This window comes from Siphonobacter sp. SORGH_AS_0500 (assembly GCF_002838835.1).
Taxonomy (GTDB): Bacteria; Bacteroidota; Bacteroidia; order Cytophagales; family Spirosomataceae; genus Siphonobacter.
Map to the genome: position 1 here is coordinate 329,354 of NZ_NHPP01000003.1, position 12,046 is coordinate 341,399.

Sequence of the window (12,046 nt, forward strand, 5' to 3'; positions counted from 1 at the left end):
AAAATTACTTAGGTTAACTATTGCCCTTCACGTTTGCCTGTAAATCAATCTCAAACAGACAACAGTTAGGTTCGTCATGGTAATGACTGGGAAGGGTTGAGGTTTCTGTTAGTTTAAATATTCCTAGAAAATTAAATCCTGCGGAAGTATAATGCTCAATCAATTTTGTATTGTTTCCTAAGGTATCAAGGCGTACGAATCGTTTACCTGATTGTAACGCATATTCTTTAGCCCATTCAACAATTTTGTCAATATATCTGTTTCCTCGAAGGGTAGGATTATTACATATTCGGTGAATGTATATGGAATTATTCTGGTCTTTATTACCCCAAATTTCCTTATCTTCAAAAGTAATAGCCCAACTGCAAGCCATTACATTTTCAACTACAATTTTCCACTGCCGATCTTCCTTTATGCCATTTTCAATAAATGATTTATCAAATAAAGGCCACACTACCATTTTTCTTTGCATCTGAAGAATTCTTGCTGCTTCATGTAGTGACAAGATTTCATTAGTATCGGTCAGTAAGCATTTTTTTATTTCCATATTTTTATTTTTTTGATCTACGAATATGGAAGTTGGCTGGGAATTAGAAAATCCAGTTCTTGCTAATTGTATATTCTTGTATAAATTTATATGAGTTGTATTTTTTGTAGTTACTGGTAGGCAGTTACTCCGTAGAGACGTCGATTCATAGGCGTTTCTACGGGGTAACTAGCAATGGCTTGAGTTGGGAGGATGGACGCATTTACCTACCAGAAATGGTTAGTAGAGAATCAAAACCTCGCACTTCGATTTGCAATCCGAAAGTGCGAGGCTATAGATTTATAATCCCCACATACGGATCACAGATCCGTAACAGACTGGTTCTGGATTGCAAATCCAGAACAGCGTAGGTATTGAAATGGCAGGTTCAGTTAGCTATGATAACTTTCCTGCTAAATCATATCTTTACTTAAACGAGATTTACGATTTGGTAAGTGATTATCTTCATGGCAGAGAGAAGTCGAATCCAGAAGAAGAAAGTTTTAAGTGTTTGTACAAAATTGGATTTGCTCTTTTGAATTGTAAGGCGTCAAAAAGTTTGATGACCTCATAGGTAAAACAATAGAAACGGCGTATTCTAAATTTCCAAAATTCACACATGAACCAATTTTTGGATTGTTCCATATGCAACACCAGAGGCTGCTTTGATAGCGACAAGACCACCTGAGAAGAAGAAAAACCGCTAACATTGTATTGGCAATATGGTAGGGCGATGAATATATTCTCAGCTTTTTGTTTGCTAATTAGCTTCGGTTTTGGCAGACGAATAACTCCGAACAATAGAATAAACAATGAGCTTTTGTATCTTTAATCAGCAGCGGCACCGGGCAGACGGAACACAGAATACTGCCACATCGCCAATGCTTCAACGTTAGGCGTCATTATATGGAGACAGAACTAAATAAAATATTAGAATCATATCCAACGATTGTTAATTATACAGACATAATTGATTTCGACAATTTTGACGAAAGACTTTCAGCTGTTGACACTTTAGTTGTAAATACGATAGGAGTTTCAGAAGACATTATCGAGTTTATTCCATACAATGAACCGCCACTTAAAGAGGAAATTTATTGCTGGATATGGGCAATAAGACCCGATCTATCAAAAGACTTACTCAATCTTGATATCAACGAAGATTTTCGAATTCTTTTGAAATCCTATATGGACAATGACCTGAGCATGTTTTGGAATCATATGAGTTAACGCAATGATAGAAAACTATATACAATATGCTAGCGGTTATCAAAAAGATAATATTGATGAAACAGATATAGCAAAAGCTATTGCTGACATTCAACTAATGGATGACGAACACGGAGCATTTTGGGTTTCTGTTATAACCGATGACGAAAATGTGATTGAAGTGAATAAAGATTTAACACTTTCATTAATTTTCGGAGGACAGAAAATCAAACATCGGGTAAAAGATTGGAAGGAAGTTTCAGAATTTTATGGATTTTTATTGAATGAAAAATTCGATGAAATTGCTGCGAAAGTAAAATAACGAACGCCTAACATGGGTTTTGCGTCAGGCGGGCTGATGTGCAAAATTGAGACTGAGTTCTTCTAATTAACTTTAATAATAAATTGAAACTTTGTGCTTCGAAACCCGCCCGAACGCAAAGCGACCATCTAAGTAAAAATTTGACAACTGAAACAAACAATCAATTTAACAAATGACCATATGGACAAGGTAATAACTTACGACTTTACAGACCTAAGAAAAGAAATTAATGACAGTATTGTAGAGTATAATAAATATGGTGTTTGGGAGGGTTTATCTATAACAGTACAACTATTTTAGCTATAGTTATGACATCTTTAGCAGCATTGCTGCCAATAGACATATTCTACCTAAAAATAATATCAGGCATTGCAGCAATGTTAGTTGCAATTGACCGAGCATTAAATTGGGGAGCACGGTGGATTTATCACAGACAAATGCGACACGAATACCTAATTATTCTAGCGGAAATTTCCTTCTATGGAAATATGCCAGAAAATTTTAATAAAGAAGAAAAAAAGCTCATTATATGGAAATCTACACGGAATTATATAACACTAGAATAAAAGAGGTTTCAATGCCAGGAGTAAAGGCGGGATAAAAAACGAATCTCGATGCAAGGAAAATCATCAGCCACTAACAAGGGTTTGCCAATAGCGGGGCTGAAGTTCTTCGACTGAGTATTTGTGCAAGGTTCAACATTAGTAATTCTATTGAACTTTTGTGCTAAAAATCCCCGCCTTCGGCAAGCCCCGAACCGTTGTCTGCAAGTTTTAACGACCATCAAAATGAAACAAATTTTTACTGTAATAACATTACTACTTTTTCTCGGACGAATTTCATTTGGACAATCTAAGTTTAAAAAGGAGAAAGTTATTTGGGTAGCTTTTGACTGGGCTGACCCTGATTACAAAGATGTAATGCTCATTACCTCAAGGCTCGACACACTCGACTATTTTTTTCGTTGGCAACTTGACACGGGCAGTCCTTACACTTATCTTGAAGGTGGAACTTTTAAAAAAATCACTAATAAGTTTCCATATTTAGCTGACAAAATAAAACGCGTGGACACAGTTTGCAATGGTAACTGGTATAAGATATTTACACCACCTTTCAAATTTGAAAAACAAATTTTGCCATCTATAATTTTAAAAAATGATAAAATTGGTGGAGGTTTTTCACAAGACTTACTTGATAAATACAAAGGGTTTAGTATTGGGACAATTGGTGTTGACATTTTTAAAGACAAAGTGTTAATTCTTGACTTTAAAAATAAAAAATTGGTTACTGCGATAATTTAACAAAGGGATTTTACAAACAAAAAATAAGCTCTTCCCCATTTCAATTTTATAAAAACAGAATTATTTTGCCAGTGCAAATCGGAAATGAAAAAATAAATTTCATGTATGACTGCGGTGCAAGTATGTTTACTCTGAACGCAACTCCTAAATATTCAAAGTCGTTTGCACCCAAGCAACTGACAGATACACTCTATAATATCAACAACGGAGAATCTGGCACGGTTTATAACGCAGTAGGTGGCAAGACAGACAAGCAAGTAAAAATTTTAGGGAACACATATAAGAACATGACTGTTTATTTGGAGAAAGGAGAATCAGACATATTTGAAGAGGCAAAAGTAGCAGGTGCTATTGGGAATAAACTTTTCCTTGACCACATAGTAATAATTGACTTTAGGACAAAAAGGTTTAGCCTTGTGGACTAAACCTGCAGGCAACATTGGGTTTTATGCAAGTTGGGCATGACTAGCAAACATCAACGAATTGCAAATCCAGGCTGTGGTTCGGGCTGGACGAATAAATCTCAACTTTAGTTCTTAAATTCAACTTTATATTTTCAATCGGCAGCGGTTGTCGGCTGACAGATTGCTAATTCCCAACCTGCATAAAGCCCTGCTCGTTAGCGGTCAGCTTAGGAACAGACAATACAAAAAGAAATGGGACTAAAAATTAGCACAATTGCAGCGATTCCAGAGAATGTAGAAAGAAATTACTATCTCTATATTCTTGACTATTACAATTGGGATGAACCGATTAGTAAGGCATTGCGTGACAGTTTAGTTTTGACAAGATTGCAAAATTCGCTGCAGAAAATGAGTCTGTAGCTATACAAGGAATTCCTGAAAGTCATTTCTATTCCGAACTTATGTCTTGGGAATCTGTGAACGGAATTGATCCGAAAGAACTTCTTCCTGCTTTGATGATTACAACAATTCACCCGAAATACTTTTTAGAGGAAAAAGACAATCAATCAATCGGAGGGAAAATTCCAGAGGACAAATTAGTATTTATTGAAATTGCCAAGGTTTGTAAGACACCTCAAGACGTAATCAAACTGATTGAAAAGGTGTTTAAAGACATTAAAGACAAAAAAGAAATAAAAGACTTTAAGGTGAAAAAGGAGTTGAAAGGTAGTATCGGAAAAATATTGAACGACACAATAATTCTTGAACCGAACATTGCGGGAACTCGGAGTAAACATAAACAACATATTTAAGTTTCTTGGAAAAAAATAAAGACATACTGACAAAAAGCCGAACCGCTAACATCGTATTGTCATTAGTGGGGCTGACAGTTTTAAACTCAACATTTGTAATTCTATGGTCATTTGTGCAAATATTCGGCTGACGTTTTTCAAATGCCCCACCATCGCCAATAAGTAAACCGTCGTGTGCTATTCAAAAGGACAACCAATTAACATAGACAATGGCTAACATTTACATCTCTTATCAACACACTAACGCTGAAATTGTAAAAAGAATTTCAGAAGAACTTATCAATAGAGGTCACAAGATATTGCTTGATGATAGTGTTTTAAAAGTTGGGCAAGACTGGCGAAAAGTACTGTTAGATTCATTGAAAAATGCCGACGGTGTTTTAGTTCTTATAACTGAACAAAGTTTAAAATCTAATTATGTAGTTAGTGAAGTAGGAACTGCAAGGGCATATGTGGCTGAAAGTGCAAATAAAAAATTCATTATACCAATAATATATGGCGAAATACCAATTCCAAATTTCATTGACGATTTATACTGCATAAGATTATCGGACAATAGCTTTCTAGAAACGATTGATAAAATTGATGCTTCAATATCTGGCTTCTTAGGACGAAAAGAAGCCGAAAAAGAAAACAAAATCATAGAAAAGAAAGATGTTGAAACTAAAGCATCTGACTTCATAAAAGACTCAACTTCTGCTTTAATAAAACGAGAGTGGAATAACAAAATCGTCGCTTATATCTGTTACATAATTGGAATTGGGACTCTGATTTACGGTATCAATATTGGAATTACTGGATTTAAAAATTTCCCTGAGATCCAAGCCCTACTAGACAAGCACCCTAATCAAGTATGGGGAATTTACATATTAGTGGTTCTAAAAAGCATAATTGTAATTGGGTTACTTATAGCTGCTTCAAAATATGTATTTACTCTTGGAAAATCATTTATGCACGAGTCACTTAGAAATGCGGACCGTATTCATGCAATTTCTTTTGGTGAGTTCTATTTAAAGGCTTATGGTGACAAGGTTGGGACACATACTGAGATTAAAGAGATATTTCAGGAATGGAATATAGACAAACCATCTGCATTTTCTAATATTGACACAAGCTCGTATGACCCAAAATTTTCAGATAACTTAGTTGAAATAATTAAGACTTTAAGTAGCAAAGTAAAAAGTTCAGACTAAACAGCACATAACAAAAGGTTTTGTCCAATTGGGGCATGACGTTGAAGCAATCATCAGCAGTGCATATCCAAGCTTTGGTTTCGGCGGACGTAAGTCTGTTGGATACCAGTTCTAAAATTCGGCTAATAGTTATAAATTTAGCTTCAGTTCCGGGCAGACAGTAAGTAAATTCCCCAACTGCACAAAGCCTCGAACGTTGCAGGCAACCAATAACAAAATCGGTTTTCAATTCATGGCAGACAAAATTAGTGGCCTATAATTGTTGGACATTTTTTGCTGATCGACAGAAGAATATTACAAATAACCTCATAAAATCTTATTCGCAATATGGAAGACAATCAAAAAGAGTTTTTATTAAAGGAGTATGACAAACTTAATAACGAGGTTTCCAAACTTTTAGAAGAGACACGGACAAGGGAAAAATATTCCCTAACAGTTATTGCAGTGATTGCTGCGTGGATTTTCACAGAAATTATAAAATTCCCAAAGGACGTTAATATTTCAAGAAATAATTTAATTCCTCTTTTAAAGATATTGAGTTGGATACCTGTTGTAATTACATTTTTATACGGTATTAGTGTTCTCCTTATTTACAAAAACATTAAATGGATTGGCGAATATCTTTTTGAAATAGAAAAGAAATTTATCGACGGTTTGGAATATAAGAAGGATAAAGTATTCGGTTGGGAAAACTATTTTAATGACAAAAACAGAAAGAGTTATTTTGTAAACTGGTCGTGGGTGTTTTGGATTTTACAAATTGCAATTTCGGTTGCAATTATCATTAAAACATATTACACTTCCGCTTGACAAACTTTGGCTACTCTGCTCTTTCGAATTTGAAATCCGAAAGCCATCTGTTAAGGATTTGTAATCCGCCACTTCTAACAACTTTTAACACTCTCCTTAACAACTATTAACATTCTGATTTTTAATGGCTTAAAGTAGAGTTATACTTTCGGTGCTTTTAGGAAGCCTTTCTAAAACCGATCAGATTAACTCCTCTTTATGAAAAACTTTTTACGAACAAACACCCTGCTTGGGTGGCTGGTATTTAGCGTTGCCCTTCTTACGTATGCCCTTACCGTAGAACCTACGGCCAGTTTCTGGGATTGCGGCGAATTCATTTCCTGTGCCTTTCGGCTACAGGTGCCGCACCCGCCCGGAGCCCCCATTTTCCTGATGCTTGGACGATTATTTTCCTTACTGGCGGGGAATGACGTCACGCAGGTAGCCTACTGGATTAATATGGTTTCGGTAGTAGCCAGTGCCTTTACCATTCTCTTCATGTTCTGGACGATTACGCTGCTGGGACGGAAGATCGTTGGAAAAACGGCTGAAAATCTGACTACCAGCGAAGCCTTGGGTATTTTTGGAGCAGGCGTGGTAGGAGCATTAGTGTATACCTTCAGTGATACCTTCTGGTTCTCCGCTGTTGAAACGGAAGTGTATGCCTTATCCTCTTTCCTGACCGCTCTGGTCTTTTGGGCCATGCTTCGCTGGGAGTTAATTCAGGACGAAGCCACCGCCAACCGCTGGCTCATTCTGGTGGCTTACCTTACCGGTATCTCCATTGGCATTCACTTGGTTAATCTGGTCATTATCCCGGCTTTAGCTCTGATGTATTATTACCGCAAAAAGCCCAATCAATCCTTTTTTCAAAGCATTTTGGCGATGATTGCCGGAGTACTCGTGCTGGGACTGATTAATGGAGGCTTATTATCCGGCCTCAGTGCGGTGATGTTTGCGATGGATCGCTTCCTGGTGAACTCCGTGGGACTGCCTTTTAATTCCGGCGTTTGGTTAATGGTCATCCTGTTTTTGGGAATCTTGGGCTATGGCATTTACTTCACGCAAAAGCGACAGAAATCCCTGCTCAGTACGGCCCTGTTATCCGTACTTTTTATTATGATTGGCTATGGTTCGTACACGTCGATTGTGATTCGCTCCAATTACCACCCACCGATCAACGAAAACGATCCTTCAAATCTCATTAACTACCTACATTACCTCAATCGGGATCAGTACGGAAGTCGCTCATTGTTGTACGGGCCACAGTTTACGGCTCGGGTAACGGATTTTAAACGCGGAACGCCGCAGTACAAACAGGACGGGAATCGCTATAAAATCTACGATTACGAACCCGCTTACGTTTGGGAAAAAGATCAACTGACGTTTCTGCCTCGCTTAGGTTCAAACCAACCCGGCCATGATGATGCCTACGCGGCTTCGCTGGGCTTACCCAAAGACCCGACTGACCCGTCTCGTTACGTCAAACCCACCTTCGCTCAAAACCTTCAGTACATGTTCAGTCACCAGATGGGCTTTATGTACATGCGATATTTTCTATGGAATTTCGTGGGCCGTGAAAGTGATGTCATCTGGGCTGACTGGTATCCGCGACTGGGAAAAATCGCAGACTTACCCGAAAGCATCCGAACCAATAAAGGGCATGATAACTTTTATTACCTGCCGCTGATTTTGGGTATACTGGGTTTTGGTATCCAGTTTATGAAACGGGAAAAAGACGGGTTAGTTCTTGCCGTGGCCTTCCTGATGACGGGTCTGGCCCTGGTCTTTTTTCTGAACGCTCCACCCATTGAACCACGTGAACGGGATTACATCTACGCGGGTTCGTTTTACTTTTTTGCTCTGTGGGCGGGATTGGGCGTATTGGCTCTGCAAAATCTGTTACAGAAAATAGCCCGAAAACCAATGCTGGCCGCTTCGCTGGCGGGAGGTTTAGCGTTAACTGTGCCTATGTTAATGGGGGCGAAAAGCTGGGACAATCACGACCGTTCCCATCGTTATGCGGCGGCTGATTTTGCTCGTAATTTGCTGAACTCCTGTGCTCCCAATGCCATTTTATTTACGGGGGGAGATACCGATACTTTTCCCCTTTGGTACGTGCAGGAAGTCGAAGGTTTTCGGAAGGATGTTCGGGTGTGTTGTCTGTCGCTGTTAGGTACGGAATGGTACATTCAGCAAATGAAGGAAAAAGCCGATGGTTCGGAGCCTTTGCCCATTTCACTGGAAATGGATAACTACCGCAAAGGCATTAACGACCAGATTATGTTTGCGGAAAATCCGAACGTAAAAGCGGGTATTGATCTGGTGGAATACCTGAAGCTGGTCAAAGAAAATAATCCAGCTATTCAGGTAGAGACGAGTATCGGCTCGCTGAATGTGTTACCCTCGCGAATTTTTTCATTGAAGCTGGATCGGGATACCATTCAAAAGTCAGGCGTGATTGCCAAGGGCATGGAACCTTTCTTCACCGAAGATCGCATGACCTGGGATTTCGGCACGAGCGACCTTATCAAAGATCGACTCATCCAGCTTGATATTATCGCTCAAAATCAGTTTAAACGGCCCGTTTACTTTGCCTCAACGCTGGCTTCGGCTAATTACCTGGGCCTGAAAGAATACATGCAGATTGAAGGATACGCATACCGGCTGATGCCGTTTAAAGTGTCGGGTGCTACCGACGGCTTTGTGAATACGGACCTCATGTACGATAAGATGATGAATAAAATGTCGTGGCGGGAAATGAATAACCCTGACGTTTATTACGATGATACCATTCGCGGGGCTCCGGTGGTTTCGGCCCGACTCGCTTTTTACCGCCTGTCAACCCAACTCATTCAGGAAGGCAAGCTGGACACGGCCAAAGCGGCCCTTAATCGTTGTCTGGAAGTAATGCCTGATCGTTCGCTTCCCTACGATCAGGTTTCCGTGAGCTTCATTGGGCCGCTGATGGCGGTGGGAGAGCAATCTAAAGCCCTGCAAATGGCTCAGACGATTATGCGGCGTTGCGACGAAAACCTAAATTATTACTACGCCACTCGCGGCGACCGGGAAGACATACGGATGAATCTTTTTCAAATGAATCGGGTCGTACAGCAATTGCAGGAAGCCAAACAGGAAAAGCTGGCGAAAACCTACGAAAGTCAGTTTGAAAAACAATATCAGCGATTTGAAAATCGCTTTGTGGAATCAGAATAATACCCTGTAGAGACGTCGATTTCCTCGTTTTCGTGGCTGGTGAAGACACCAGCCACTTTTGTTGTTAACAGCTATTAGAAGAGTAAATTTCTGTAGTTAACGATGTTTCATCTTGAGAGTAAGTGAAACAAATAATCCATTTAAAGTCATGGTCAAAAATGACTATTATAGTATCTCCTGATTGCGAAGCTTTATCGTATTCGAAATAATTGATAATAAATTTAAACCAGTCACTTTCTAAATTTAGTAAACCAATACCAGCATATTCATTTACAGCCTGATCTATTACATTGATTTTAAACCAAATCGGTTTTTTAATAATAACTTTATTAGTTATAAACATAAAACAATTAGATAGGCTATTTCTTAAGTTTTCTATATCAGATAGATCAGTCTTTATTTTCTTCGAATACAGTTTAAGACCTATTTTTTCTAATGCAATACCGCAGTCATCACTGATGTGATTTGTTAATATGTAATTCTCATATTTTTCAAATAATTTTTCCACTCTCATCATTTTTTTATTACGAATACTTTTGCTAAGTAACTATTTAGTGAAAAGGTATCGATATCTCCGTTTCTGTGGCTGGTGTCCTCACCAGCACGGGCGTCGATCGCGTCTCATCCTCTCTGCGGCTAAAATGGCTCGGCCTTGACAAACAAATTAATGGGCGAGACAGAAACAGTTTGACTGAGAAACAAGACGAGATCAATAGGATTATTTCCCCGAAACTGGAATCCACTGAGCCGATAAATTCGGCGTTTTCATGTCTTTGTCAAGCGGATACATGGGGCGTTGAATGTGTTTATAGGGGAGGCGATACAAATCCTGATCGACGCCCCCGGGTGTTAAGGCCATGATCCAGTCTTTTTGCATGTTATATAACTCTGGCTCCAGGTAACCGATTTTCACCACCACTATGTCTGCTTCGCGGGGCTTGAGTCCGAGGCGTTCGAAGTCCTTTTCCTTGTGGTAAGGTTTCCGTTTCTGGGTGACAATCACATGAACGCTGCCCACCTTGACTACCACTTCCACCACGCCATCCCGGTCGCCTTCTACGATGGATTCAATCGTTCCTTTCAAAGGAACGGGTTTAGCAAAACGATGATCCACAATGGCTCCGGCGGTGCTTTCAATGGTTCCACCCACACCAATCGCCTGAGCCTTTTTCACAAATTCTGGATCAGGAATCGAAGCATAGATTAATGCGGGCCCATCGGCTTTCTGAAACTCAGGACGTTTGAGAATTTCGGTAATCGTCCAGGTTACATCACCCGCGGCTCCTGCCGTGGGGTTATCGCCTGTGTCGCTGATAAAAAAGGGTTTCTTCTTACTCACAATGGCTTTGTTCAGGACTTCGTCCAGCTTACCCACGGGAGCAACGAAATCAAATTTTGAGCGAACATCCCAAAAGTGTTTAGCCAGCTTTTCAGCCGATGTAGCCACTTTTTCTTTGTCGTCGCCGACTACCATCACCACCCCGTGATTTCGCGGAGCATCGGCCCAGGCATAACTAATCCAGATGCCTGCGTCCACAATGCCTGCGTTGTTATCGGCAATGGGCGTTACTTCGGCATACAGGCTTTTGCCCGGTTCAATACGCGTGCTGGTTTGCTCGCCGGGCAACAGAATCGGAACCGGAATCCAGGCTTTGTAAGCCGGTTTGCCTTTCCCACTTTTCAGGCGATCCAGTAAATGCTGCACGGCCCGTTCCTTGGTTTGCATGGCATCTTCGTGCGGAGCCATACGGTAACAGGTCATTAAATCCGTATTTTGAGCCAGCCGTTTGGTTACGCAACCGTGCAAGTCCATCGAAGTGGATACTAGGGTTTTGTAACCGACCACCTGCCGGATTCGGGTAATGAGATCGCCCTCGGGATCGTTGAGGCCCTGTACGCTCATGGCTCCGTGAATGTCCAGGTAAAGACCGTCGTAAGGAGCATTTTTCTTCAATAAATCCAGCATTTTCGTGACCAAAGACTCGTAGGCTTCCCTCGTAGCGGCACCACCGGGAATGGATTTCCCAACCAGCGAAGGAAACCACTGAGCCTGTTTTCTCAAAGGGGACTCATCCTTCATGAAAGGGTAGGAGGTAAACACCTGATCGCCGGTTTTGGCATGGAAGGCCTCTTCATGGGTAACGGCGGGAGAAAAAGTGCTGGACTCAATGCCGAGGCCCGCAATAGCGACGCGAGGGAGATTGTTTTGAGCGGAACCGAAGTGCAAAGCTGCGAACCAGCAGGTAAGGCTTAAGAGGAAGTGTTTTTTCATAG

Annotated in this window: 12 protein-coding genes; 9 read left to right on the forward strand and 3 right to left on the reverse strand. The window is 40.3% G+C overall.

Annotated elements, in window-relative coordinates; translation table 11 throughout:
• Positions 1 to 13: 13 nt before the first annotated feature.
• Positions 14 to 547: a GNAT family N-acetyltransferase gene (locus BWI96_RS05135; protein ID WP_106635610.1), complete on the reverse strand. Its 534-nt coding sequence runs from the start codon at positions 545 to 547 to the stop codon at positions 14 to 16.
• An 885-nt stretch (positions 548 to 1,432) separates the two neighbouring features.
• Between BWI96_RS05135 and BWI96_RS05140 the strand changes: the two genes are divergently transcribed.
• From BWI96_RS05140 to BWI96_RS05180, 9 genes are all read left to right on the forward strand, one after another.
• Positions 1,433 to 1,756: a hypothetical protein gene (locus tag BWI96_RS05140; RefSeq protein ID WP_106635611.1), complete on the forward strand. Its 324-nt coding sequence runs from the start codon at positions 1,433 to 1,435 to the stop codon at positions 1,754 to 1,756.
• A 4-nt stretch (positions 1,757 to 1,760) separates the two neighbouring features.
• Positions 1,761 to 2,057, forward strand: coding sequence for a hypothetical protein (locus tag BWI96_RS05145; RefSeq protein WP_106635612.1), 297 nt, complete (start codon positions 1,761 to 1,763; stop codon positions 2,055 to 2,057).
• A 308-nt stretch (positions 2,058 to 2,365) separates the two neighbouring features.
• Complete coding sequence (locus BWI96_RS05150; protein ID WP_106635613.1) at positions 2,366 to 2,623, forward strand: hypothetical protein; 258 nt, start codon at positions 2,366 to 2,368, stop codon at positions 2,621 to 2,623.
• 222 nt (positions 2,624 to 2,845) lie between these two features.
• The gene (locus BWI96_RS05155; RefSeq protein WP_106635614.1) at positions 2,846 to 3,358 is read left to right on the forward strand and encodes a hypothetical protein; all 513 of its coding nucleotides are present in this window, start codon (positions 2,846 to 2,848) and stop codon (positions 3,356 to 3,358) included.
• 65 nt (positions 3,359 to 3,423) lie between these two features.
• Positions 3,424 to 3,783: a hypothetical protein gene (locus tag BWI96_RS05160; protein WP_157830218.1), complete on the forward strand. Its 360-nt coding sequence runs from the start codon at positions 3,424 to 3,426 to the stop codon at positions 3,781 to 3,783.
• Positions 3,784 to 4,223: 440 nt separating this feature from the next.
• Positions 4,224 to 4,574, forward strand: coding sequence for a hypothetical protein (locus tag BWI96_RS21825; RefSeq protein WP_198555146.1), 351 nt, complete (start codon positions 4,224 to 4,226; stop codon positions 4,572 to 4,574).
• 209 nt (positions 4,575 to 4,783) lie between these two features.
• A complete protein-coding gene (locus BWI96_RS05170; RefSeq protein WP_106635616.1) occupies positions 4,784 to 5,767 on the forward strand; it encodes a toll/interleukin-1 receptor domain-containing protein in 984 nt (327 codons plus the stop codon).
• Positions 5,768 to 6,094: 327 nt separating this feature from the next.
• Complete coding sequence (locus tag BWI96_RS05175) at positions 6,095 to 6,577, forward strand: hypothetical protein (RefSeq protein WP_106635617.1); 483 nt, start codon at positions 6,095 to 6,097, stop codon at positions 6,575 to 6,577.
• Between the two features lie 198 nt (positions 6,578 to 6,775).
• Positions 6,776 to 9,772, forward strand: coding sequence for a DUF2723 domain-containing protein (locus tag BWI96_RS05180; RefSeq protein ID WP_106635618.1), 2,997 nt, complete (start codon positions 6,776 to 6,778; stop codon positions 9,770 to 9,772).
• Between the two features lie 64 nt (positions 9,773 to 9,836).
• Here BWI96_RS05180 and BWI96_RS05185 read toward each other — a convergent pair whose 3' ends face one another.
• Complete coding sequence (locus tag BWI96_RS05185; protein ID WP_106635619.1) at positions 9,837 to 10,289, reverse strand: hypothetical protein; 453 nt, start codon at positions 10,287 to 10,289, stop codon at positions 9,837 to 9,839.
• Between the two features lie 201 nt (positions 10,290 to 10,490).
• Positions 10,491 to 12,044, reverse strand: coding sequence for a M81 family metallopeptidase (locus BWI96_RS05190; RefSeq protein WP_106635620.1), 1,554 nt, complete (start codon positions 12,042 to 12,044; stop codon positions 10,491 to 10,493).
• Positions 12,045 to 12,046: the final 2 nt, after the last annotated feature.